The sequence below is a fragment of the Micromonospora sp. NPDC049645 genome, assembly GCF_040675155.1.
Lineage (GTDB): Bacteria > Actinomycetota > Actinomycetes > Mycobacteriales > Micromonosporaceae > Micromonospora.
In genome coordinates this window covers 60,203-83,577 of record NZ_JBFAOI010000010.1, presented here as the reverse complement: position 1 = coordinate 83,577, position 23,375 = coordinate 60,203, and the positions used below count along the sequence as shown (strand labels likewise).

Genomic DNA, 23,375 nt, shown 5'->3' with positions numbered 1-23,375 from the left:
TCCGGCCCTAGCAATCAGCCGCCCGGTGCGCACGCGCCTCAACCGGGAGAGGGCCGGAGCAGGCCACCTCGGTAAGGCGATGACCACCAATCAGGTGCGATCCCAGACGGGCGGGTTGGTCATCGCGTTGGCGTGGGTGCGGACCGTCAGTGGGCTGCGGAGCCCGGCACGCGGTTACCCGCGGGCGGCTACCCGGTGCTGCCGGGGGCTCACCCCGCGGCGGCGTTTGAAGGCGGTGCTCAGGGCGAAGGGGCTGCCATAGCCGACCTGGTGGGCGACCGCACCGACGGTGGCGTCCCGTTCGCGGAGCAGGTCGGCGGCGAGGGCGAGCCGCCACTCGGTGAGGTATGCCATGGGCGGTTCGCCGACCAGCGCCGTGAACCGTCGGGCCAGCGTGGCCCGGGAGACCCCGGTCTGGGCAGCCAGTGATGCCACGGTCCAGGGTTTCGCGGGGTTGTTGTGGAGGATCCGCAGCGCCCGGCCGACCACCGGGTCGCTGTGTGCCTGGTACCAGGCGGGGGCACTGGCCCCTGGTCGGGCGAACCATTCACGCAGCGTGGCGATCAGCAGCAGGTCGAGGAGACGGTCGAGGACGGCTTCCTGGCCGGGGTCGTCCTTCACGATCTCGGTGGCGAGGAGCGGGACCAGCGGGGTGTCCCAGGATTCGCGCGCGACGACCACCAGCGCCGGCAGCGCGCCCAGCAGCCGCTGACCAACCGCGCCGTGCATGGTGTACGTGCCGGTGAGCAGGATCGTCGGACCGTCCAGCCCGTTGCCCCACGTCCGTACGCCCAGCTGGGTCATCTCGAACAGTTCCTGGCCGTCCGGGGTGGTGCACCGCTGACCCTCATGGATGATCACCTGCGGCGACGTGGCCGGGTGGTCGGCGACGGTGTACGGGTCGGGGCCACGGATGATCGCCACGTCTCCGGTGCCGAGCCGTACGGCCGTGCCCTCGGCGGGCACGATCCAGGCGTCGCCCCGGACGTTGGCCACCAGGGTGAGTGGCGCCTCGTCCCTGATGGCTATCGACCAGGGTGGCGTCAGGATCGAGCGGAGCAGGAACGCACCGTGCGCCCGGGGTCCGTCGAGCAGGCCGGAGACAGCATCCACGTAGACGATTGAACATGAAGGTGCGTGTCTCGGCTATGTGCAGTCTCATAGATTCGCACTTCAATAGCCGTATGACGAACAAGCAAGAGCGGAAGACGATCCTGGTCCTGGGCGGCACGGGCAAGACCGGCCGTCGTGTCGTGCAGCGGCTGCGCGACGGGGGAGTGCCGGTCCGGGTGGGTTCCCGGTCCGCCGAGCAGCCCTTCGACTGGACGGACCGGACGACCTGGGCACCGGTGCTCCGGGGCGTCGACGCCGGGTACGTGTCCTTCTACCCGGACCTCGCGGTGCCGGGCGCCCCCGAGGCGGTCGGCGCGTTCGCCGATTTCGCGGTGGCCTCCGGGGTTTCCCGGCTGGTGCTGTTGTCCGGGCGGGGTGAGGAGGAGGCGGAGACCGCCGAGAAGCTGATCCGATCCGCCGGCGTCGAGTGGACGATCCTGCGGTCGAGTTGGTTCAGCCAGAACTTCAGCGAGGACTACCTGCGGGAGCCGGTCATGAGCGGCGAGGTGGCCCTCCCGGTGTCAACCGTGCCCGAGCCGTTCGTGGATGCCGACGACATCGCCGAGGTGGCCGTGGCGGCGCTGACCGGGAGCGGACACGCGGGGCAGCTCTACGAGTTGACCGGGCCACGGCCGTTGACCTTCGCCGAGGCGGTCGGCGAGATCGCTCGCGCGGCGGGCCGGCGCATCGACTTCGTGCCGGTCTCCATCGGGGAGTACGCCCAAGCGTTGGCCGCCGAGGGTGTGCCGGCGGAGGTCATCGAGTTGCTGACGTACCTGTTCACGACCGTGTTGGACGGCCGTAACGCCCAGGTCGCCGATGGGGTGCAGCGGGCCCTGGGCCGTCCGCCACGGGACTTCGCCGACTACGCCAGGGACGCCGCCGCGGCCGGCGCCTGGGACAGGGGGTAGGCGCAGGGTTCGCCGATCGCCAGCAGGTCTCCGCCGCGTCGTCGGGCCGGCGTCAACCGATCCGGTCGATGACGATGTCGCGTCCCGGGCCCTCAAGTTGATCGAGGTACGCACGTCGGCCGGCCATCGTCATCACCAGGGCCAGTGTCGGGCCGGCGACCTCCGGACCCGCACCGGTGGTGAACGGACCATCCGTCGCCACCATTCGTAGCCCCGACGCGAGGGACTTGCTGGCGACGGTGAAGTTGCGCCGGGCGTAGAACTCCGCCACCGCCGTCAGCGCTTCGACGTCCGGCTCGGTGCTGATGCCCAGCGGAAATCGGATGTCCTGGCCGTGAACCAGCACCTCACCGAGGTAGGCGGCGGTGTCCCCGGAGGGTGCCGTGGTGGCGTCGATGACGGCCTCGAAGCTGCTGAGCGTCTCAGCCGGGGTGGCGCCGAGATGCTCGCGCAGACGACGCTCGTTGTGCACCCCCGGGCGGAACCCGGCGCTCACGATGCTCCGGATCCACCGCCACCGGCCCGTGGTGGCGGCGGCGGTGAGATGGGCGACGACGTGTTCCACGTCCCAGCCGGTGCACAACGTCGGTCGACGCCACTGGTCCTGGGTGAGCACGGACAGATCGTCGGCCAGGCTTCGACGTGCTGCACGGGTGAGAGCCCAGAGCCGGGCGTCGGTGCCGCCTGTCATGGCGTTGGCCTTTCGGTTGTGGTTCGTTGGCGGGTGCGATCGACACCGTCGGCCAACCTACTCCTGCATCAGGACATCTCAGCCAACTCCCTGTTCCGCTCGGTCCCCACCCGCGCTCATCTCGTCGCCAGCCTTCCCCGCACCCCGCTCAGGACGAAGCGGCGGAGTGCCGGCCAGAGCACCACCACCAGAATCGTGGCGTAGATGGCCCAGGAGACCCGGCCGCCGATCAGGCCGTGCAGCTCGCCACCGGAGAGCTGCAACGCCCGCCGGCCCTGCAACTCGGCACGTGGACCGAGGACCACCCCGACGATCAGCGGCAGGATCGGCAGCCCGAAGCGGCGCATACCGAACCCGAGCAGGCCGAGGGTGAGCAGCAGGAACAGGTCGAACGGCTGGGCGTTCACCGCGTACGCGCCCATCGAGGCGAAGAAGAGGATCCCGGCGTAGAGGTACGGACGCGGGATCCGCAGCAGCCGTGCCCACGCGGGCGCGAGCGGCAGGTTCAGCACCAGCAGCAGCAGGTTGCCCACGAAGAGGCTGGCGATCAGCGTCCAGACCAGGGCGGACTCCCGTTCGAAGAGCAGGGGCCCGGGTTGGATGCCGTACTGCTGGAAGGCGGCCAGCATCACCGCGGCGGTCGCGTTCGTCGGCAGGCCGATCGCCAGCATCGGCACCAGCGTGCCGGCCGCCGAGGCGTTGTTCGCCGCCTCCGGGCCAGCCACACCCTCGATCGCGCCCCTGCCGAACTCCTCCGGGTGCTTCGTCAGCTTCTTCTCCGTGGCGTACGACAGGAAGGTCGGGATCTCCGCGCCACCCGCCGGGAGCGCCCCGAACGGGAATCCGAACGCGGTTCCGCGTAGCCACGGCTTCCAGGACCGTCTCCAGTCCTGCCGCCCCATCCACGGCCGTCCGACCGGGATCACCTCGGTGGCGCGTCGGCGCAGGTGCGCGGCGATCCAGAGCGCCTCGCCCACGGCGAAGATGCCGACCGCGACCACGACCACGTCGATGCCGTCGGCGAGCTGCGGGATGCCCAGGGTGAGTCGCTGCTGGCCGCTCACCGCGTCGATGCCGATGGTGCCGATGACCAGGCCGAGCAGCAGCGAGGCGAAGCCGCGTACCCGGGAGGCACCGAGTACCGCGGTGACCGCCACGAACGACAGCAGCATCAGCGCGAGGTAGTCCGGCGCGCCGAGGCTGATCGCGAACGTCACCATCGGTGGGGTGACCAGCACCAGCAGCAGGGTGGCGATGGTGCCGGCGACGAACGAGCCGATCGCGGCGGTGGCCAACGCCTGCGCGGCGCGACCAGCCTTCGCCATCTTGTTGCCCTCGATGGCGGTGACCACCGAGGAGGACTCGCCCGGGGTGTTCAACAGGATTGAGGTGGTGGAGCCGCCGTACATGCCGCCGTAGAAGATGCCGGCGAACATGATGAACGCCTGGGTGGGTTCCATCCCGTAGGTGACCGGTAGCAGCAGCGCCACCGTCATCGCCGTGCCGATCCCGGGCAACACGCCCACGGCGGTGCCGATGGTCACTCCGAGCAGCGCGATCAGGAGGTTCATCGGGGTCAGCACGTTGCCGAACCCGTCGAGCAGGTTTCCGAGGTTGTCCATCAGAGGATTCCTTGCAGCACGCCGGCGGGAAGGCTCACGCCCAGCCCGATGGCGAACGTGTAGAAGGTGATCAGCGACAGGGCGACGGCGATCAGCAGGTTGCGCACGTGGTGCCGGTTGCCCAGCGCGAACGCCGAGCCCCAGAAGAGCAGCGTCCCGCTGATCACCCAGCCGAGCGGGTCGATGAGCACCGCGTTGACCAGGAACGCGCCGATGAGCAGCAGCACGGTCCGCCAGTCGATCGGGGTCGTGAGGTCGACGTCCTCGCCGGCCTCCGGCTCGCCGCTGCCGCCACGGGCGACGTCCACCGCGTAGATCGCGGCGACGACCAGCAGCAGCGCGCCGAGCAGGATCGGCAGCGGCTTCGGGCCGATGGGGTCGGCGGTGCTGATCGCGTGCCCGGTCCGCAGCCCGTCGACGATGACCAGCCCGCCGACCAGGACGAGGAACGCGCACACCGCGTACTGGGCGCGGTCCGGCCGGGAAGCCGGTTCCGCGACGATGTCAGAGTCGGGTTCGGCCGACGAATCGGTGGTCGGGGGGATTGCCGTCGGGCCCGTGGGCTGCGCCGGCACCGCTGGCACGGCCACCGGGACGTTGGCGGCCGAGCGGGGCGGCCGGTGCTCGCCCCGGTCCGCTCCGTTCGTCGTGCCGCTCACGCCAGCCCAAGCTGCTTGAGCAGGTCCGCCACCAACTTGTCCTGTTCGGTGAGGAAGGCGGCGAACGCCTCGCCGGTGACGAAGGCGTCGGTCCAACCCCGCTTGGCCAGCTCGGCCTTCCATTCGGCGGACTCGTGCATCTTCGTCAGAGCGTCGATCCAGACCTGCTTGTCGGTGTCGCTGATGCCGGGCGGCGCGACGATGCCCCGCCAGTTCGTGAAGACCAGGTCGATTCCGGCGGACTTCAGCGTCGGCACGTCCTTGAGCGCGTCGATCGGTGCCTCGCTGGTGACCGCGAGGACCCGGAGCTGGCCGGCCTGGACCTGGTCGAGGAATTCGCCGAAGCCGCTCGCGCCGAAGGCCACCTTGCCGCCGAGCACGGCCGGCAGCAGCTCGCCGCCCCCATCGTAGGAGATGAAGTTGACCTGGCGAGGGTCGATGCCGACGGCCTTGGCCAGCTGCATCGGCAGCAGATGGTCCGGGCCGCCGGGCGACGAACCGCCGCCGACCGCGATGGCCTTGGGGTCGGCCTTCCAGGCCGTGACCAGGTCACCGATGCTCTGGTACGGCGAAGCTTTCGGCACCACGATGGCGCCGCCCTCCTCGATCATCTTTGCCAGGGCGGTGGTCTGGGTGAGCGTCGCCGATGACTTGGACGTGTACGAGGCGCCCACCACGCCCAGCCCCATCTGCATGGCGAGCTTGCCGTTGCCCTTCTCATTCACCATGCGTTGAAGGCCGACGGTGCCGCCCGCGCCAGGCAGGTTGAAGACCTGCACCCCGGTAGCGATCTTGGCGTCCTCCATGGCCTTGGCCGCGGTGCGGGCAGTGGTGTCGTACCCGCCGCCGGGAGTGTTCGGCACCATGATCCGTAGTCCGGTGGCTGGCTTACCGTCGCCGCCGGACCCGCCGCCGTCCTTCTCCGCAGTGGCGCCGCAGGCGCTCAGCGCCAAAGCTGTCGTGGCGGCCACGCCCATCACCAGCAGGTTTCTCCGAGTTGCCATCATGTTTCTCTTCCGTTTCGAAGGAGTCCGGCGGCAAGATGATGGCCCCCGGGCAGGCGCCACGTCTGCCTTGCGTCACCAGCGGAAGTTGAGGTCTTTGTGGTCGCGGTCACGCCCCGTCGAACGTTGGCCGGGCAACTGCTTGTGCTCCAGCTCGCGATCATCGTGGTCGTGCTGGTGGCGGTGGCGGCCGTCTCGCTGGCCCAGTCCGCAGCGACCTTCAACCGAGTGGAGGGGCGGCGGGTGGCGGCCCTCAGCGAGCAGCTCGCCGGCAGCCCGTTGCTACGCGAGCAGCTCAACTCGCCGGCACCGGCGGAACTCGTCGCGCCGCTGGTGCAGAACGTGCTGACCCAGGCCCGGGTGACCTCGGTGACCGTGGCCGATGCCCGCGGCCGGGTGGTCAGCTCCACCGACCCGACCCTGGTCGGCAGTCCGCTGGTGCTGGGGGACGGTGGGGTGGCACAAGGCCGGAGCTGGTCCGGCGAGTTGGCCGTCGGCGACTCTCGGGAGCTGGTCGCCCAGGTTCCGGTGCTCGGCGACCGGGAGTGGAACCTGGGCCGGCAGCTCGGCGTCGTGATGATCGGTGAAGCCTCGCCGACCTGGTCGGAGCGGTCGGTCGGCGCCTCGTCGTACCTCTTCACCTACCTCGGCATCGCCAGCGTGCTCGGCCTGGTGGGATCATGGCTGCTGGCCCGCCGGATCAAACGCCAGACCCTCGGCCTCGAACCACGAGAGATCGCCGGCCTGGCCGAACACCGGGAGGCGCTGCTGCACGGCATCGCCGAGGGGGTCATCGCGCTAGATCCACAGCTGCGGATCACTCTGGTCAACGCGGTGGGGCGGAGACTGCTCGACCTGCCCGCGCACTGCCTCGGCCGCAGCCTCAACGAGCTGGGGATCTCCGGTCGGCTGCGGGACGTGCTGGCCGGTGCCGACGACGACCCCGAGGCTCGGGACGAGGTGGTGGTACGCGCCGGGCGGGTACTGGTGATGAACCGGATGACGGTCCGCAAGGACGCCCGCCGGCTGGGCTCGGTGACCACCTTGCGCGACCGCACCGAGCTGGCCCGGCTGGAGCAGGAGATCGGCTCGTTCAGGAGCACCACCGAGCTGCTGCGCGCCCAGACCCACGAGTTCGCCAACCAGCTGCACACCATCTCCGGGCTGATCCAACTCGGCGAGCACGACGAGGTCGTCGGGTACATCGACGCGCTGAGCCGGCACCGGGCCTCGCTCGATCTCACCGTCACCAGCCGGATCCAGGACACGGCGCTTGCTGCCCTGCTGATGGCGAAGTCGGCGCTGGCGGCCGAGCGCCGGGTGGAGCTGCGGATCTCCGAACGGACCGGGCTGGATCGCCTGGAGCCGGCCGTCGCCGCGGACGTCGCGACGGTGTTGGGGAATCTGGTTGACAACGCCCTTGAAGCGGTGGCCGGCGGCCGCGAGAGCCGGACCGCGCCACCCGGTGGTTCGGCCGGTACCGGTCAGGACGGCGACGATCTCACGGACCGACCGGCCTGGGTGGAGGTCGAGCTGCGCCGGGACGCCTCCTCGGTGGAGATCGTGGTCCGCGACTCGGGGCCCGGGGTGGCCCCGCAACTGGCGCACGAGGTCTTCACCCACGGATTCACGACCAAGGCGGCACGAGGTGGCGAACGGGGCATCGGACTCGCGCTCACCCGGCTGGTCTGTCACCGTCGCGGCGGTGAGGTCGCGGTGACGAACACGGAGGAGGGTGCGATGTTCACGGCCCGGATGTCGCTGACCGGTGCGCTGGAGGCGAGCCGGTGATCGACGTACTGGTGGTCGACGACGACTTCATGGTGGCCCGAATCCACCGTGGCTTCGTCGAGCGGATCGACGGCTTCCAGGTGGTCGGCACGGCCAGCACCGGTGAGGAGGCGGTCACCGCCGTTCATGAACTCCGCCCGGACCTGGTGCTGCTCGACCTCTACCTGCCGGACATGTTCGGCCTCGACGTGGTGACCCGGCTGCGGGCCGCCCGACACGACTGCGACGTGCTGGTGATCAGCGCGGCCCGCGAGGCCGAAGCGGTGCGGCGGGCGGTCCGTTACGGGGCGGTCAACTACCTGCTCAAGCCATTCGGTTTCGACGAGTTGCGGACCCGCCTGGAGCAGTACGCGGCACGGCGCAACTCCCCGCGCGCCACCCTGCTGACCGACCAGTCCGACGTGGACCGGGTGCTGTCCCGCAGCGGCTCGCACATCGCCAGCTCGGCGCTGCCCCGTGGCCTCAGCGCGGAGACCGCCGAGCTGGTGAAGCGGGCCCTGCAGGAGCACGCCGGCACCTTCTCCGCGGCCGAGTGCGCCAACGCCGTCGGGATCTCCCGGGTCAGTGCCCGGCGATACCTGGAACACTTCGCTGACATTGGTCAGGCGCACGTCGGTCTCCGCTACGGCTCCGCCGGGCGACCGGAGCGGCGCTACCGGTGGCTCTCCTGATGGTTGACGGGGGTAGTTGACAGGTGCCCGGCGAGGGCGCGCCGGCCGGGCCGTGCTGCCCGTGTCCTGTCGTCGTTGCCTGAGGCGGGCTGGTGCGTCTTATCGGTGGGCGGCGTGGCGACGTGGTACGACTGCTTCAGCGACAAAGCCGACGAAGCGGGCGGGCCGGGTGACGGGGAACAGAGTGGCCAATCTGCTGCGTAGACGTGAGAGTCCGCAGCGGCCCACCTTTCTGGAACTGTTCTTCGATCTCGTGTACGTCTTCGCGCTCACCCGGATCGTGCACGAGTTGGTCTTGGACTACACCAGAGGTCACGTCGCGGAGAGGCTGACGACCTCCCTCGCGGAAAACGGCGAGACCCTGCTGCTGCTTCTGGCCCTCTGGTGGATCTGGACCCAGACGTCATGGGTGACCAGCAGATTCGACCCGTTCCAACCGCCGATCCAGTTCGTTGTCCTCACGACGATGTACGGGAGCCTGCTCCTGGCGGTCGCGATCTCGGGGGCTCTCGCCGAGACCGGCCTGCTCTTCGCGAGCACCTATGTCGCGATTCAGTTGGGCCGCACTCTCTTCTTCGTGGGTATCGTGCGGGGCCACAATCTGCGCCGCGTCAACATGCTGGCGCTCATCTGGTTCAGCGCGTCGGCCGTGCCGTGGCTCGCCGGAGCGTTCGCACCCGAGCTGACCCGCAACTTGCTGTGGACGCTGGCCCTGGCGATCGACTACCTGGGGGCCAGACTCGGCTGGCCGGTACCGGGGCTGGGCCGCTCCCGGGTGTCCCCGTGGGCCGTCGCCGGTGAACACCTGGCCGAACGGTACTGGCAGCTTGTCATTGTCGCGCTTGGTGAGACGATCCTGACCTCCGGGTCGAGTCTTATCCGCGGTGCGATCGTGGCCGAACGAACGATGGCCCTGACATTGTCGTTTCTCACCACGGTGTTGCTGTGGCGAATCTACTTCTACCGAGCCGGCCAAATCCTGGGTGAGGCCATCGCGGCATCCGCGGACCCCGGCCGGCTCGGTCGGTTGGCCGAGCTCTCCCACCTGCTCATGGTCTCCGGCATCCTCGCCACCTCGGCCGGCTCCGAACTCGTCCTCATGGATCCCTCGGGGGAGGCCAAACCCGCCTGGGTCGGGGCCATCCTCGGTGGTCCTGCGCTCTACCTGGCCGGGCGCTCGGTATTCGAGTACGTGGCCTTCGCCCGGGTGTCCCGGCCGCGGCCGATCGGGATCGTCGTCCTCGCCGCCCTGGCGCCGATCATGGTCGGCCGACCGCCCCTCTGGGTCGCCGCGGCAGCTGTCACGGTCCTGCTCGGCGTCGCCGTATCCGACACGACCCGAGCCCACGGGCGTCCACTGGAGCAGGCCTCGCCGCCACGCTGACGCCTACCCTCTTCAGGCCCGGCCGATGGAGGAAGGCCGCGTCACTGCATAGCGGTGGCCGGGGGGTGATCGAATGATTCGGGGCAGCGGAAGGTGTACAGCGAGTAGCCGCGCCCGATCTGCACGCCGACGGTGTCCGGGGACGCGTTCGGGTTCTCCTCGGACGGGCGCCAGCTGCATTTCATGCCGTTCCAGTCGCCCGAGTCCACGGTGAAAATCAAGGTCATCGTGGCGCCGCAGACGACACAATCCATCGGGTACGGGTCGGTCAGCGACCAGTTCGCGTACCCGCCGACCTTCCATCCCGGCGCCAGCGACAGGTCGGTCTGATAGTGGGGACGGCTGTCGTCTTCGTCGTCATCCCATGCGTCGAGCCGCTCGCGCAGGTCGTCGGGTAGCAGGTCGGCGTACTGGTACTCGCGTACCTGCTCGGGGTGCACCACGCACGGAACCGGCAGGTACATGTCGCTGATCACCGGCGGTTCGGGAGGTGTTTCGAGCAGCGGGCCGACGGCGGAACTGTCGCGCCAGTAGAGGAAGACGCGAGGGCTGTAGTGCCGGTTCGAGTGGTCCACCGGGCACCACAGCACCTGGAGCAGGTCGGTGCCGTCCGGGCCGGCGTAGTCCGGGATGTCCCGTCGGTACAGCTGGGCGACCGGGACCAACGGGATCGGTTCCTCGATCAGGTCGTCCAGTTCCAGAGCGTCGGACGCATCGAGCTCGGCCCGCTCCTCCGCACTCAAGAAGTCCCCGCCCGGCAGCGACTCCCGGGCCTCTGCGGTCGCGAGGATCTCCCGCCTGCGGCGCAGGGCGGACGGGGTGGTCAGGTTGTATGGCTCGTGCGCCCCGGCGTCGTCGCAGACCGGCCACACGTCGTCGGCCGGCCACAGCAGCGGCCCGCCGACCGAGCTGTCCCTGACGGTCGGAGCACCGGGCCGGGGATGCAGACGGGTAGCGGTGCGGGAATGTTCCCGCAGTTCAGGGAAGAGCGCGGTGATGTCCAGGGGGCGCGGAGGTGTGGTGCGGACCATGGCAGCGGATCTTATGGCACACGTACTGGTCCTGAGTCCCTCGCAACGACACGCCGATGATGACTGTCGATATTGCCCGAACGGTCGCGGGTGTGCTGGAATGGCGACCATCGCTGCAGCGCGGGGGCAACCGCGCTGGGAACGGTCAGCGCGGGAGCATCGCAGTGCCGGCAGGGCGCCGCTTCGGCGGACGTGCGCCGCACCATCTTCACGGCGACGGACCGGCCACGCGTTTCCACGACATCGAGACGTTCGACCTCTGCACGCCGGAGGTCTCCGATGCGCCACGTCGACGTACCTGAACCGGCGGCGAGGTGTGCAGCGATCGCGACCGAAGAGCACTGTTCCGGCCCCTGCCCCCGCGGTAGGGACCCCACGCCATGAAGGATGACCATGCGCCGTTCCCTCGCGGTGTTCACCGCCGCCCTGATCCTCGGCACCACAGCCGGCAGCGTCCCGGCCAGCGCGTCGGGTGCCTCCCCCCGCTCGTGCACCCGCGACCTGCTCTTCTGCGAAGACTTCGAGCGTCTGCCGCGTGGTGGCGCCAGCACGTTGAACTGGGGTGTCGACACCCGCAACGGCACACTCACCGTCGAGCGTGCCCGCCACGGCAACCAGGTGTTGCACGTGCACACGGTGGACAATGGGCGGGCCTTCCTGCGCGTCGACGATTTCGCCGCGCCGGGTAACCGCTTCTACGGCCGGATGAGGCTGCGCGTCGATGCGTTCCCCACCGCACCCGACTGGGCGCACTTCACGCTGGTGGAGGCGACCGGCACCGGCAGCTCGGAGGTCGTCCGTCCGGTCGGCGGCCAGTACGCGCCCACGGTTCCCGGAGTCTTCTGGGGCGTCGGCGCCGACGGTGGCCCGACCGGCGACTGGACCAACTGGCGGGAGTCCGCCCCGGTCGCCGAAGACACCTGGCAGTGCTTCGAATGGAAACTCGACCCGACGGACAACCGCGTCACGGTGTGGATCGACGACGAGGCGATTCCGGGACTGACCGCATCGACGACCGAACACGGCGGCAACGACGTGCCCTTCGTCCTGCCGGCGGTGAACACGGTGAAGGTCGGCTGGCAGCTCTATCAGGGCGGCACCACGCCTGGCGAATTCGACCTCTGGATCGACGACGTCGCTCTCTCCACCAGGCGGCTCGGCTGCTGACGTCGGTAGGGGGCCCGTTCGTGTCACCCGCACGCCTGTCGGTGGGCGTCGGGTGCGACGGCAGCTCCGGTGGCCCGTGGTGGGTGGTAGATGTCAAGGTCTGCGATCCGCGAGCACTGTCGGATTTTGGCTGACTGTCAGGAATTAATCGGCCTTGCCGGCCTTTGTGACGTCACCGTACCGTCAGTGAGGCGGATCGATTCCCAGCCCTCGGTGATCGACCCGCGCCACGGAGCCCGGCCTCGCCCCGGCCGGTGCCTACCCCGGAAGGACGAGCATGGCAACGAAGCGTCCGCGCACCCATCGCACGGCAATCGGAACGGCGTTGGCGGTGGGGCTGTCCGCCCTACTGGCCGCCGTCACGGCGAGCCCGGCCGCGGCGGCCCCCGTCTTCGCCGACGGCTTTGAGAGCCCCGCCATCACCGGCGACTTCACGGAGTTTGCCGCGGGCCAGCAGTTCGGCGTGTGGACCGTCACCGCCGGCACCGTCGGCCTGACCCGCGACTGGCAGGCTGCGGAAGGTAACCAGTCACTCGACCTCAACGGGTTCAACCCGGGTGCGGTCGCCCGTACCCTGCCGACAAAGCTGCTCACCACCTATCGAGTGAGCTACGCCCTCGCCGGCAACCCCGACAACGGCCCCCTCATCGTGACGGGCAAGGTCACGGCCAACGGCCAGATCATCGACAGTTTCTCCTTCGACACCACCGGCCACACGCCGTCCGCCATGGGGTACGTGTATCGGACGGTCTATTTCACCAACCTCCTGTCCGCCACCACGGTCCTCCAGTTCGCCAGCACCACCGGGGACGCCTTCGGTCCGGTCATCGACGACGTACGGGTCGAGAGTTGCCTGCTCGTCATCTGCCCCGCCGGCACGGCCACCGCCGTCCGGGTCGCCTAGTACGTACGCCGTCTCAGTTGGCGGGCGTTCGGCGCTCCTGACGGCGTGCGCTCCTCCGCCGCGTGACGCCTGGTCGGACGCCGCCAAGGCGACCGCTCGGGCTTACTCCCAGCGCTCGGCGTCGGCTCCCCACCCGGACGGCGCTGCCTGACGGACGTCGTCTCGGCTGACCAGGTGTACATCGGAGGCTCGGACCTTCATGACCGGGACGTCGAATGCGAACTCCACGTTCGCCCCGTCCGCGAACGAGACCGTCACGTGGGTGTCGGGCCCGGCCGGGTGGTTGTCCATCCACTGCACGTGCACGACCTCGGCCGTCAGGGATCCGTCCGGGCGCACCAGGGCGAACCCCTCGAGGTCACCCTGGGCGACGTCGGAATGGAGCGGTCCGCGCAGCTCGGCAAGCTGCTGCTCGCGCCAGCGCCGTCGCGCGTCGGTGTTCGCCATGGAGTGCATTCTCCCCGGCTACGGCCCTTGAGAACGGGACGACTCGAGCGGCGGCATGTCAGGCCGGGATCCTCTGGTCGAGTTCGTGATAGCGGGCGCCGAGATGATGTGGCGATGGTCGGCGTTGGGAAGCCCGTTGCTTGAATTGCGCCAGGCCGTCATCTCTGCCCCCGTTGACCGCCGGAGTCGGCTGGCGTGCCTCAGCTGCTGCGGCCGTGGCGCCCCCGCTCCCGTCAGGGTCGCGGTATCCGTCCCGTCACGGGCCTGGCGATCGTTGCGGGAGTATCAGCTGTCCGAGTTCCTGGGTGCATCGGGTGAGCGCGACGTAGAGGCCGTTCCAGCCGCGCGGCTCGGCGGCGATGCCCTGGGGGTCGATGAGCAGCGTTGCGTCCCATTCCAATCCCTTGGACTGGGTCGCGGTGAGCACTGGCACATCGCTCAGCACGGCTAGGAGTTCGGCGATGCGGTCGGCGGGAGCGATGACGCCGACCGTGCCGCCATGCCAACGTTGCTGCAGCTGTCGCACCGCCTGGGCGGCGGCGTCGGCAAGGTCGGCAGGTGTGATCGTCAGCTCCCAGGGGGAGATGCCGGAGGAGCGTACCGCCCGTGGCGGCGCGTTGTGGCTGCCAGCTTTCTTCAAGACCGGTTCGGTGAGGTCCATGACCTCGCGCGGCGTCCGGTAGCAGATGGTGAGTTCCGCGGCGGTCCAGCGGTTTCCGAAAGCGGCTTGCACCGCTTGTGCCCAGCTGGTGTGCCGGTGCGCTGCCTCGGCCTGGTCGATGTCGCCGACGGCGGTGATGGAGCGACTGGGACAGCGGCGCAGAACCATTTGCCACTGCATCTCGGACAGCTCTTGCGCCTCGTCGATGACGACGTGGCCGTACACCCAGCCGCGCTGCCGCCGAGCGCGTTCGGCGAGGAACTCGCCCTGTGGTTGCGGGGCGCCGACCTCACCGAGTAGGTCGGCGAGTGCGTCGAGCAGAGGGATGTCGCTCGATGCCCATGAGGCGGGCTCGGCCGAGACCGCGGTGATCTCCTCGGGGGACAGCTGTGGGGCGAAACGGGCCAGCAGGGTGCGGTCAGTCAGGAGATCACCCAGCAGGGTCTCGGGGGTGAGGGTTGGCCACCATGCCTCGATGAACCGGGCGATGGTGGCGTTCTCGGCGATACGACAACGCAGGTGTTCGACTTCCTCCTCGGAGAGCAATCCGTCGATCTCGCTTCCGGTGGACGGCCGGGTGGAGTGGTGGTCATTCCCCATACTCCGGTCGACGCGGGCGAGGATGTCCTCGAAGCCCTCCTCCATCTCGTTCATCAGCGCCTCGCGCTGCTCGGCGACGACATCGGCAAGGAGATGGTGCAGTTGCTCGGCGAACGCCGCGCGGGCGCGGTGGTACGGGCGTCCCTGCACCGCCGAGGCGAGCGCCTGCGCCACCGTTGCGGCTGCGATGACGTAGTACTCGCCCTCCCACCGCAGCTTCAACTCGCGCGGCTGGGGGAGCAGCGACGCGACGTAGCGTTCGAGCGTGGGCTGCCAGAGGGCTCGGCCCTTGATTTCGGCGAGAAGTCGGGTCTCGTCGCGGCCCACCTGGACGTCACTCAGCAGGGTGTCGCAGGTCGCCGAGACGACTGCGGTCTCACCGAGCGCGGGAAGCACCTGCCCGATGTACTGGAGGAAGCGCGTCGAGGGGCCGAGGACCAGGACCGCCTGATCGGCCATCTTTCGGTGAGCGAACAGCAGGTACGCGACACGGTGCAGAGCAACCACGGTCTTGCCGGTGCCGGGCCCGCCCTGAACGATCAGCGGGCCGGTCGCCTCAGCACGGATGATGTCGTCCTGTTCGCGTTGCAGCGTGGAAATCGCCGTCGACATACGACCGGTGCGCCGCTGGTCGAGGGCGGCAAGTAGTGCGCCTTCGCCGACGAGGTCCGCCGTCATGGTCCCGTCCAGCGGCTCGTCGTCCACGCCGACGACGGTCGATCCCGTCGTGCGTATGTGCCGGCGCCGTGCCTGACCTTGTGGGTCGCCCGCCGTCGCGGTGTAGAAGGGCCGAGCCGCGGGAGCGCGCCAGTCCACCAGCAGAGGCTCACTGTCCTCGCCCTCGTTGCGGAGACCGACACGGCCTACGTGTCGCACGGTGCCATCAAGGCTGTCGAGGCGGCCGAAGACCAGACCTTCCCGTGCTTGCCGTAGCTCATCGTGCTGCTGGCGGAGCATGCGCTGCCGGGCCCGCTCCATCGCGTCCAGCGCCTCTGCCGATAGCTCGGCCTGCAGGTGGTCGGCGAGCCTGTCGCGTCGGGCCGTGGCCAAATCCAGAAACGCCTGTTCCTCGGCGACCGCGGATCGGCGCGCGATGCCCCCTGCGGTAGGGGTCGGCGGTTCGCCGTCCGGTGTTACTCCGCTGACGCCGGCAGTATCGTTGTTGAGAGCAGACTTCCGACGCATTCGCAAATCCTTGTATTGGTGTCCCCCTCGGCCCGGATGAGCCGCAGCGCATTCGGCGGCAAGCATAGAGTTCGTTTCCCGCCTCGGCTAGGAAGTCCGCCGGCAGAGATGGGAGTCTCAATGCCTTGCAGTTCCGGTTGGCTTGTGGTCTTACCCAATCGTGATTGACAATTCGGTCCTAATCTGATCTGCGGGTGCTTTGGCCAGTCGTACGCTGCGCCCATGGCGCCACGCCTCCCGGTCTCACCGGACCCATCCGGCTACCGATCCATGGGGTTGGGACGGCCGGCCGTGAGGCAACAATTCGTGCGGACTGCGCCTGACGCGGGAATTGCTCGATGATGGGCAGTAACGAGCCCGGTAGCGGAGGGGATCACACCGGGCGACTGAGGCGGTGAGCGCCCGAAGATCAGGTGCTGTGCAACCTTTCGCACGGTTCCGGCGGTGGCGGCCGTCGACGTCGAACAGGTGCAGGTAGGAGTGCCAGCGAATCCGCTCGCGGGTCCGGATGCGACTCGCGGCCGTCGTCGCGATGCAGGCGTATATCCCGCATAGACGTGTCCGTCGGCGTATCGCCGTACCACGGTTCCCCGAATTATCGACACAGATCAGGCAGCGACGTGTCGGCGAGCAAATATCCTTGGAGAGCTTACGGTTTGCGGGCGAGGAGCCCGACGAACGTGTGATAGGTGTCGGTCTGCGCCGCAGCCGGCGCGTCAGCCTCGGGGCGCCACTCGGCCAGCGGAACCAGCCCCGGCTCCAGCACTGTCAGCCCTTCGGCGAACGAGAGGATCTCCTCGTCGGTACGCCAGCGGCCGGTGCCCAGCGACTCGTTGAAGATCCGCTCGACCTCGCGGGCCTTGCGGGAGCCCTCGGGGTCTCGCTCGCCCGGGTCGCGGAAGTGCGAGATCGCGACATAGCTGCCGGAGGGCAGTTCGTCGATCAACGCGGCCACCACCGCCTGTGGATCCTCGTCGTCAGCGAGGTGATGCAGGATCGCGAAGAGCAGCAACCCGATCGGGCGGTCGAAGTCGAGGAACCGACGTACGTCCGGATGGTTGAGGATTTCCTGCGGCTCCCGAATGTCTGCCTGGATCACCGTCGCGGTGCCCTCCGCGGCGAGCAGGGCCCGCCCGTGCGTCAGGACGATGGGGTCGTTGTCCACATAGACAACCTGGGCCTTCGGGTTCTGCTCGGTGGCGACCTCGTGCACGTTGCCCTGGGTGGGCAGCCCCGACCCGATGTCGAGGAACTGGTCGATGCCCGCCTCGCTGACGAGGAAGCGAATCACCCGACGCAGGAACGCCCGGTTCGCCTGGCCCGCTGCCGGCCCATCCGGTGTGATCCGCAGGGCGTGCTCGGCGACCTTGCGGTCGACCTCGAAGTTGTCCTTGCCGCCCAGGAAGAAGTCATAGACCCGGGCCACGCTGGGAATGCTGGGGTCGATGCCGGGGGGTGCCGCCTTGTCGCGGGTCACAGGCGTCTCCATTCGAAGGGGGTTCGGCGCAGGCTGAGGTCTGCGGGCGGTGCCCGGCGTTGCGGCGAGTGTAACGATCGGGAGGGTGGATTTTTGCCCCGCTGGTACCGCTCCCAACGGCCTACCCGACGTGCAGGTCGCTGAAGATGGAGGCGAGCCGGGCCGAGAGAGCCGCATCGGCGAGCGCGAGTTCCGCGATCAGCGCAGCCATCGTCGCGTAGAGAGCGCGGGTGAGCTCGACTTCGTCGAGCGCACGGACCAGGGTGGCGTTCAGCGGCGCGGTCACCTCCGCGGGAAGCAGGTGGGCGCCCTTCGCGTAGCTGGTGGGATGACCGAGGCGTAAGCAGGCCAAGGCGAGAACCTGGCCCCGTAGGGCGCCGATCCACTGCTCTGCCTGCCACCAGCGGTGTCGTTGGATGCATATCCACGCGTGCAGGGCATGGTGCCAGCCCAGCCCGACCAGGGTCCGCCGAGAAGGGGACGGATCGTCCTGCGTCGGCGGTACGGGATGCCCGAAGACGGTACGCCACGCCGGGCCGTCCGGCCCGAAACTCGCAGCCGGAGCGAACCCGATGTCCACTTCGAGCATGTCGGGAAGCAGGAACACCCGGTACACCGCCGAGCCGGACGGCAGGTCCCAGTGATGCACGGCGGCGAAGTCACGGTAGAGCAGTTCGGTCCAGCGGTGCATCGCCGAATCCAGCGAACCTTCGATACCGAACACCACGTCGATGTCTGACCATCGGTCGCCCTGGTCGACGGCGTGCGATCCGGTGATGGCGGCCCCGACGACACTGGGGTCACCCTCGGCTAAGGCGAGCAACTGCTCCCGGATCGAGTCACGCTTGGCGACGCAGAACACCGCGCCACCCTAGCGCCTCGATCCCGGCTTCCTTCGCGTTGTTTGACGGCGACGAGGCGTCCGCCGCCGGAGGTGGAGCGAGCTTGTCCCATCCCTGTGCTCTACTCCCGTCATGCATGTCGTCGTCTGCGGCGCACTCGTGAAGAACGGCGCGGTCCTGCTGGTACACCGCAGCCCGGCCCGCCGGGCGTACCCGGATCTCTGGGACCTGCCCGGAGGGCACGTCGAAGCGGGTGAGTCCGAGCTACCGGCCCTCGCGCGTGAGATGCACGAGGAGCTGGGGGTTCACATCGTGGCGGAGTCCTCGTCACGGCTGGGTGACCTGCGTGCCGGCGGCGGCGAGGACGCCGTCCACGTGAGCGTCTGGCACATCGCGGACTGGGTCGGCTCTCCCACCAACCGTGCACCCGAGGAGCACGACGACATCGCCTGGGTCGAGATCAGCGAACTGGGCGGCCTTCCCCTCGTGTTCGACGCCCTGCCGGCCCTTCTTCGTTCTCCACCCGAGCCCGACCGGCGGCGTCACCCCGTGCGGTAATGGCCGCTGAGCCGCCCGAGCTTCATGGCCAGGTGCAGGCACAGCCGTTCGTTGCCGTCCTTGAGGTCGGTCCCGGCGAGCTGTTCCACCCGTTGCAGCCGGTAGTAGAGGGTGGTCCGGTGCAGTCGCAGCTTCTCGGCGGTGGCGTGCGCGTTACCCGCGAGGTCGAGGTAGGCCTCCAGGGTCTCCAGCAGCACCTGGTGGGCGTCGTCACGCAGCAGCCGCTCCAGCCCGGGATGCACGCCCGCGACGTCGAGGTGCTGGCTGTCGAGCTGGGACAGCACCCGGTAGATGCCCAGGCCGGCCCAGGAGACCACCCGGCCCAGCGCGGGCAGTTGCGTGCCGACCCGGGCGGCCTGCGCGGCCTCCTGGTATGACTCGACCGCGCTGGACAGCCCGGCGCGGGGCTGGCCGATCCCGGTCACGGTCCGGTCCACCGAGGCCAGGCCCCGGGTCGCGGTGCTCAACGCCTCGTCGAGGTGCCCGGCGGAGGCCTCCGGCGAGGGGCGGCCGGCGACCCGGTCGCCGCAGACCAGCAGCACCCCGTGATCGTGCCAGACAAGGTGCAGCGTCTCCCGCACGCCGATCCAGCGGCGGGTGGTGACCAGGGCCTGTTCCAGGGCGATCCGGGCCACCTCGTCGGGTTGCCGCCCGCCGGCCGGCACGAGCTGGGCGACGAGCGCGAAGGTCGACCCGTCGGCGGCCACCACGCCCTCCTCCAGCAGCGCCCGCGCCGCGTGCTCGCGCGCCTGCCGGCTCTCCACCAGCAGGGTGCGGGTCGCCTCGGTCTCCCGCTGTGAGGCGAGCTCACCGAGCAGGTTCTCCCGGTACAGTGCCAGCGACAGGTCGGTGAAGGGACCGGTCGCGGTGGCGATGTCGGCGTCGGTCATCGAGCCGTCGGCGTCGATGAACCAGACGAACCCGAGCAGCAGGTCGTCGTGCCGGATCGGCACGCAGACCCGCGCCAGCAGATCCAGCTCGGGGCACGCCGGGGTGCGGACCGGCTCGTGCGCCGTGAGCACGCCCATGCCCCGGAACCAGGCGATCACCTCCGGCGTCGTCTGCCGGCGCAGGATCGACGACCGGCGGACGTCGTCCATCGGGCCGTCGTGCTCGCTGTAGGCGACCACCCGCTGTCGCCGGTCCTCGATGAGAGCGGGTCGCCCCACCCGGGCGGCGACGGCGTCGACGATTCGCTGGAGCTCACCGTGCATGTAACTCCAATGCTTGCGCGCGACCGCCAGTCCTTACCCTCCGGTGCGGGTGGGGCATCGCGCAAGGTCCACTGTCGAAGTCACGACAAAAAGACGGGCGACGACGCGTCTGTTCCGGCATCTGTCCGAAGACCGGGACGACAGACGTTCCTAGGGTTCCGGTACGAACCGCACCGACGCCGCTGCGCACGGTGTGGGTGGAAGGACAGACGGTGCCGCCGGGGAGGGGGTTTCCGAGTGGGAACTGGTAGGCCCTGGCGGGGTGTGCTGGTCGCCGTCACCACTCCGTTTCGCGCCGACCTGTCGGTCGACTTCGACAAGCTCCAGGAACACGTCCGTTGGCTCGCCGCCGAGGGGTGCCACGGGGTTGCCCCGTGCGCGTCGGTGGGGGAGTACCGGGCCCTCTCCGACGACGAGCGGGCCGCCGTGGTGACGGCGACGGTGCAGGCCGCGCCGCCCGGCTGCGCGGTGGTGCCCGGCGTCGGTGGCTACGGCAGCAGGCAGGCCAGCCGCTGGGCGCAACAGGCGGCCGAGGCCGGCGCCCACGGCGTGCTCGCGCGGCCACCCGACGGACCCGCCGCCCGAGCCGCGGACGTGGTCGCCCACTACCGGGAGGTGGCGGCGGTCGGCCTGCCGGTGGTCGCGCACAACGACCCGTACGACACCCGGTTGGACCTCACCCCGGATCTGCTGGCGACCGTCGCCGAGATCGACGGGATCGTCGCGGTCAAGGAGGTCACCGGCGACGTCCGCAGGTTGCATCGGCTGCGGGATCTCTGCCCGCACGTCGATGTGCTGGTCGGCGCCGACGACGTGGTGCTCGAACTGGTGCTGTGCGGCGCTGCCGGATGGGTCGCCACCCTGCCCAACGCGCTTCCCCGCCAGGCGGTGCGCCTGTACGAGTTGTGCGTCGCCCGCGATCTGGGCCGGGCGCTGCCGCTCTACGCCGAGCTGCATCCGATTCTCGGCTGGGCCTCCCGCCCGGAAGCCGTGCAGGCCGTGAAGCTCGCCATGGAGTGCGCCGGGCGGTTCGGCGGGCGGTGCCGCCCACCGCGCGGACCACTGCCCGGGCCCGCCGTCGACCGGGTGCGCCGGGACGTGCTGCGGGCCCTGGCGGCGACGGCCGAACCGGCTTCCGGAGCCGGCCCTGGCTGATCCGCCGGTGGGCGCCGGTCCTTCAGGTGTCGGAAGTCGCCGGCCCACCTGCCGACATCTGCACGGTGACCGGCACCGGCCGACCCTCCTAGATTCGCTGCGCGGCCTGCTGACAGGTGTTCCGCGTTACCCCCACCGGGACGCCGGCGCCGCGTTTTCCTCCGACGAGAGGTGGTTCCGTGCACCGTGCTACCCCCCACCGAACCCGGCTGAGGCGGGCCGTGCTGGCCGCAGCCGTGGTGACCACGCTCGTGGCGACCGGGGCGGCGCAGGCCGCCGCGGCCCCGGCCAACCCGGCCGGCGGTACCGCGCCGTTCCAGGTCCTCGATCCGCAGGCCTGGCAGAACCCGGACACGATGACCTGGAACGACTTCAAGGCCGTGCCCGGAAAGAACTGGGCCGACCCGAGCGTGTCGGGTTCGGTCCGCAACTTCAAGATCGCCCTGGTGGCGCTGGACTATCCTGACGAGACGTTCGCCGTCTCCCAGCGGGCCCGCTCGACGGTCTTCGGCAACCCCCAGTCCGTCGCGACCAACATTCCCCGGGCGGACGTGCCGAAGTTCTATCAGGACTTCCTGAACACCCCGAACACGCTCAACAAGGGCCACACCCTGCACGAGTACTGGATGCAGGACTCCAACGGCCGCTACGGTGTCGACCTCACCGGGTTCGGGCCGTACCAGATGCCGGCCAAGTCGTACCAGTACGGGCTGGACAACGGGTTCAACCCGGGCGCCTGTCCGAGCGGGGACGTGTGCGGCAAGAACATCCGCACCGACGGTCTGGGCGCCTGGCGGGCGGCCGTCGGCGAGGAGGTCGCCAACCAGTACGAGCTGGTGTTCATCCTCAGCGCCGGGCAGGACGAGTCGTCGACCTGGCAGGAGTTCGGGCAGATGATCTTCCAGAACAAGGAGGACGTGCCGGACGCCTGGGGCCCGCCCGACCCCGCCCTGCCGAACTGGGCGAAGACCCGGTACGTGGACTGGACCTCGTGGAAGGCCGCGGCGACGCTGTGGCCGAACGCCGGCGGCGGCTCCTCGACGCAGGGCGAGAGTTCCGGCATGGGCGTCTACGCCCACGAGTTGACCCACCTGCTGGGCATCGGCGACAACTACAACAACCCGTACGGCGAGCCGCTGCGCAGGGCGTACACCGGGATCTGGAGCATGATGTCGCGCGGGTCGTTCAACGGCCCGGGCGGCCCGCACACCCGCTGGCAGATCCCACCGACCAACGGCGGCTCGATGGGTTCGCTGCACACCGTGCGGGACAAGCTCAAGATCGGTCTGCTCGGTGAGGAACACGTGCTGCGGCTGTCGCGGGAGTCGCTGGCCTCCTCGGGCCTGGTCGTCGCGCAGGTCACGGCCCGGGCGGTCGACGCCGGCCCGAAGGGCCTGACCGGTGTGAACATCGCGCTGAACAAGGACCTGTCGCCGACGTGCGGGGTCAGCACCGACCCGCTGTGCGACGGCGGCAACTACAACAACTACACCGTCGAGGTCGTCGACCGGATGGGCGCGGACTCCTTCACCCCGGACAGCGGCGTGCTGCTGAGCAAGACCAAGAACGCCGACAGCGCGCCGTTCCAGTGGGTCGTGGACGCCAACCCGCAGGACATCGACATGATCGACTTCTACCGGCCGGACGGCACCCCGCAGAAGATCACCATGGGTGACTACCGGCAGCTCTCCGACGCGCTGTTCCACGCCGGCGCGGACACCGGCAGCCAGTACGAGTACGTCGACGAGGCCAACCGGCTGCACTTCTACATCATCGACCTCAAGCGGGACTCCGCCGGTTCGCTGTCCTACACCGTGGCGGTGCGTTCGCTGGACGGCACCGGCGGGCCGAGCAGTCACGGCGTGCTGCTGGGCAAGGGCGAGGTGACCGGCGGCGGCAAGCCGACCAACCGCGGGGTGACCTGCTCGTTCGAGCTGACCAACACCGGTTCGTACTCGGCCGGCGGGCAGCAGCACCCGGAGAACGTCAGCGCGTACCTGAAGTCGGACGTCTACCGCCTGTCGGCGGAGGTGGCCGGCAAGGGCTGGCGGACCTGGCTGCCCAACCAGCTCGCCACCGCCCAGTTCGGCAAGGCCACCACGGTCACGGTGTCGGTGGGTGCCACCGCCGCCGCCGCGAACACCGGTTTCGTCAAGCTCACCGCGACCTCGGAGAGCGACCCGACGAAGACGGTGACCAAGCAGTGCCGGGTCGAGAAGTCCTGACCGACGCCCGAGGTTGACCCCGTTCCTGTCGGTCCGCGGTGGTGCCTACCGCCGCGGACCGAC

The 23,375-nt window shown here is 69.6% G+C and carries 20 protein-coding genes; 9 read left to right on the top strand and 11 right to left on the bottom strand.

From position 1 onward, the window contains the following. Positions 1-174: 174 nt before the first annotated feature. Positions 175-1,113 (bottom strand): AraC family transcriptional regulator, encoded by a 939-nt coding sequence (locus AB0J33_RS22225; RefSeq protein ID WP_363615922.1) that lies wholly within the window; start codon positions 1,111-1,113, stop codon positions 175-177. Positions 1,114-1,184: 71 nt separating this feature from the next. Between AB0J33_RS22225 and AB0J33_RS22220 the strand changes: the two genes are divergently transcribed. Further along, positions 1,185-2,024, top strand: a complete 840-nt coding sequence (locus tag AB0J33_RS22220; RefSeq protein WP_363615921.1) for an NAD(P)H-binding protein — start codon at positions 1,185-1,187, stop codon at positions 2,022-2,024. Between the two features lie 52 nt (positions 2,025-2,076). Here AB0J33_RS22220 and AB0J33_RS22215 read toward each other — a convergent pair whose 3' ends face one another. The 4 genes from AB0J33_RS22215 to AB0J33_RS22200 form a co-directional block, all read right to left on the bottom strand. Further along, positions 2,077-2,715 carry a maleylpyruvate isomerase family mycothiol-dependent enzyme gene (locus tag AB0J33_RS22215; protein WP_363615920.1) on the bottom strand — a complete coding sequence of 213 codons (639 nt, stop codon included), beginning with the start codon at positions 2,713-2,715 and terminating at the stop codon, positions 2,077-2,079. Between the two features lie 116 nt (positions 2,716-2,831). Continuing rightward, positions 2,832-4,337 (bottom strand): tripartite tricarboxylate transporter permease, encoded by a 1,506-nt coding sequence (locus tag AB0J33_RS22210; RefSeq protein ID WP_363615919.1) that lies wholly within the window; start codon positions 4,335-4,337, stop codon positions 2,832-2,834. Continuing rightward, positions 4,337-4,996: a tripartite tricarboxylate transporter TctB family protein gene (locus tag AB0J33_RS22205; protein ID WP_363615918.1), complete on the bottom strand. Its 660-nt coding sequence runs from the start codon at positions 4,994-4,996 to the stop codon at positions 4,337-4,339. Before AB0J33_RS22205 ends, AB0J33_RS22210 begins: the two co-directional genes overlap by 1 nt. Next, positions 4,993-6,000 carry a tripartite tricarboxylate transporter substrate binding protein gene (locus AB0J33_RS22200; RefSeq protein ID WP_363615917.1) on the bottom strand — a complete coding sequence of 336 codons (1,008 nt, stop codon included), beginning with the start codon at positions 5,998-6,000 and terminating at the stop codon, positions 4,993-4,995. The genes AB0J33_RS22205 and AB0J33_RS22200 overlap by 4 nt, the downstream gene beginning before the upstream one ends. Positions 6,001-6,126: 126 nt before the next feature. On the opposite strand from AB0J33_RS22200, the gene AB0J33_RS22195 reads away from it, so the two are divergent. From AB0J33_RS22195 to AB0J33_RS22185, 3 genes are all read left to right on the top strand, one after another. Then, the gene (locus tag AB0J33_RS22195) at positions 6,127-7,791 is read left to right on the top strand and encodes an ATP-binding protein (RefSeq protein ID WP_363615916.1); all 1,665 of its coding nucleotides are present in this window, start codon (positions 6,127-6,129) and stop codon (positions 7,789-7,791) included. Beyond that, positions 7,788-8,462, top strand: a complete 675-nt coding sequence (locus AB0J33_RS22190) for a response regulator (RefSeq protein ID WP_363615915.1) — start codon at positions 7,788-7,790, stop codon at positions 8,460-8,462. Before AB0J33_RS22195 ends, AB0J33_RS22190 begins: the two co-directional genes overlap by 4 nt. Before the next feature lie 169 nt (positions 8,463-8,631). Then, positions 8,632-9,846: a low temperature requirement protein A gene (locus AB0J33_RS22185; RefSeq protein ID WP_363615914.1), complete on the top strand. Its 1,215-nt coding sequence runs from the start codon at positions 8,632-8,634 to the stop codon at positions 9,844-9,846. Between the two features lie 41 nt (positions 9,847-9,887). Here AB0J33_RS22185 and AB0J33_RS22180 read toward each other — a convergent pair whose 3' ends face one another. Continuing rightward, complete coding sequence (locus tag AB0J33_RS22180; RefSeq protein WP_363615913.1) at positions 9,888-10,877, bottom strand: hypothetical protein; 990 nt, start codon at positions 10,875-10,877, stop codon at positions 9,888-9,890. Positions 10,878-11,270: 393 nt separating this feature from the next. On the opposite strand from AB0J33_RS22180, the gene AB0J33_RS22175 reads away from it, so the two are divergent. Next, positions 11,271-12,044: a hypothetical protein gene (locus tag AB0J33_RS22175; protein ID WP_363615912.1), complete on the top strand. Its 774-nt coding sequence runs from the start codon at positions 11,271-11,273 to the stop codon at positions 12,042-12,044. A 277-nt stretch (positions 12,045-12,321) separates the two neighbouring features. After that, positions 12,322-12,948, top strand: coding sequence for a DUF642 domain-containing protein (locus AB0J33_RS22170; RefSeq protein WP_363615911.1), 627 nt, complete (start codon positions 12,322-12,324; stop codon positions 12,946-12,948). 102 nt (positions 12,949-13,050) lie between these two features. On the opposite strand, the gene AB0J33_RS22165 is transcribed toward AB0J33_RS22170, so the two are convergent. From AB0J33_RS22165 to AB0J33_RS22150, 4 genes are all read right to left on the bottom strand, one after another. Continuing rightward, positions 13,051-13,395 (bottom strand): hypothetical protein, encoded by a 345-nt coding sequence (locus AB0J33_RS22165; RefSeq protein WP_363615910.1) that lies wholly within the window; start codon positions 13,393-13,395, stop codon positions 13,051-13,053. Positions 13,396-13,651: 256 nt separating this feature from the next. Continuing rightward, positions 13,652-15,841: a UvrD-helicase domain-containing protein gene (locus AB0J33_RS22160; RefSeq protein ID WP_363615909.1), complete on the bottom strand. Its 2,190-nt coding sequence runs from the start codon at positions 15,839-15,841 to the stop codon at positions 13,652-13,654. A 649-nt stretch (positions 15,842-16,490) separates the two neighbouring features. Beyond that, positions 16,491-17,318 (bottom strand): SAM-dependent methyltransferase, encoded by an 828-nt coding sequence (locus AB0J33_RS22155; protein ID WP_363615908.1) that lies wholly within the window; start codon positions 17,316-17,318, stop codon positions 16,491-16,493. Between the two features lie 121 nt (positions 17,319-17,439). Further along, positions 17,440-18,180, bottom strand: a complete 741-nt coding sequence (locus tag AB0J33_RS22150; RefSeq protein WP_363615907.1) for a hypothetical protein — start codon at positions 18,178-18,180, stop codon at positions 17,440-17,442. A 112-nt stretch (positions 18,181-18,292) separates the two neighbouring features. On the opposite strand from AB0J33_RS22150, the gene AB0J33_RS22145 reads away from it, so the two are divergent. Continuing rightward, positions 18,293-18,718, top strand: coding sequence for an NUDIX domain-containing protein (locus AB0J33_RS22145; RefSeq protein WP_363615906.1), 426 nt, complete (start codon positions 18,293-18,295; stop codon positions 18,716-18,718). On the opposite strand, the gene AB0J33_RS22140 is transcribed toward AB0J33_RS22145, so the two are convergent. Continuing rightward, a complete protein-coding gene (locus tag AB0J33_RS22140) occupies positions 18,703-19,932 on the bottom strand; it encodes a helix-turn-helix domain-containing protein (RefSeq protein ID WP_363615905.1) in 1,230 nt (409 codons plus the stop codon). The genes AB0J33_RS22145 and AB0J33_RS22140 overlap by 16 nt on opposite strands. Before the next feature lie 237 nt (positions 19,933-20,169). On the opposite strand from AB0J33_RS22140, the gene AB0J33_RS22135 reads away from it, so the two are divergent. Next, a complete protein-coding gene (locus tag AB0J33_RS22135; protein ID WP_363615904.1) occupies positions 20,170-21,087 on the top strand; it encodes a dihydrodipicolinate synthase family protein in 918 nt (305 codons plus the stop codon). A 221-nt stretch (positions 21,088-21,308) separates the two neighbouring features. Continuing rightward, positions 21,309-23,312, top strand: a complete 2,004-nt coding sequence (locus tag AB0J33_RS22130; protein ID WP_363615903.1) for a M6 family metalloprotease domain-containing protein — start codon at positions 21,309-21,311, stop codon at positions 23,310-23,312. The last annotated feature ends 63 nt before the right edge of the window (positions 23,313-23,375 follow it).

Bases quoted from the DNA above. Each gene is read 5' to 3' on its own strand.
- AB0J33_RS22215 (WP_363615920.1), bottom strand. From the start codon at position 2,715: ATGACAGGCGGCACCGACGCCCGGCTCTGGGCTCTCACCCGTGCAGCA.
- AB0J33_RS22175 (WP_363615912.1), top strand. From the start codon at position 11,271: ATGCGCCGTTCCCTCGCGGTGTTCACCGCCGCCCTGATCCTCGGCACC.
- AB0J33_RS22170 (WP_363615911.1), top strand. From the start codon at position 12,322: ATGGCAACGAAGCGTCCGCGCACCCATCGCACGGCAATCGGAACGGCG.
- AB0J33_RS22160 (WP_363615909.1), bottom strand. From the start codon at position 15,841: ATGCGTCGGAAGTCTGCTCTCAACAACGATACTGCCGGCGTCAGCGGA.
- AB0J33_RS22210 (WP_363615919.1), bottom strand. From the start codon at position 4,337: ATGGACAACCTCGGAAACCTGCTCGACGGGTTCGGCAACGTGCTGACC.
- AB0J33_RS22145 (WP_363615906.1), top strand. From the start codon at position 18,293: ATGCATGTCGTCGTCTGCGGCGCACTCGTGAAGAACGGCGCGGTCCTG.
- AB0J33_RS22140 (WP_363615905.1), bottom strand. From the start codon at position 19,932: ATGCACGGTGAGCTCCAGCGAATCGTCGACGCCGTCGCCGCCCGGGTG.
- AB0J33_RS22200 (WP_363615917.1), bottom strand. From the start codon at position 6,000: ATGGCAACTCGGAGAAACCTGCTGGTGATGGGCGTGGCCGCCACGACA.
- AB0J33_RS22180 (WP_363615913.1), bottom strand. From the start codon at position 10,877: ATGGTCCGCACCACACCTCCGCGCCCCCTGGACATCACCGCGCTCTTC.
- AB0J33_RS22220 (WP_363615921.1), top strand. From the start codon at position 1,185: ATGACGAACAAGCAAGAGCGGAAGACGATCCTGGTCCTGGGCGGCACG.
- AB0J33_RS22165 (WP_363615910.1), bottom strand. From the start codon at position 13,395: ATGGCGAACACCGACGCGCGACGGCGCTGGCGCGAGCAGCAGCTTGCC.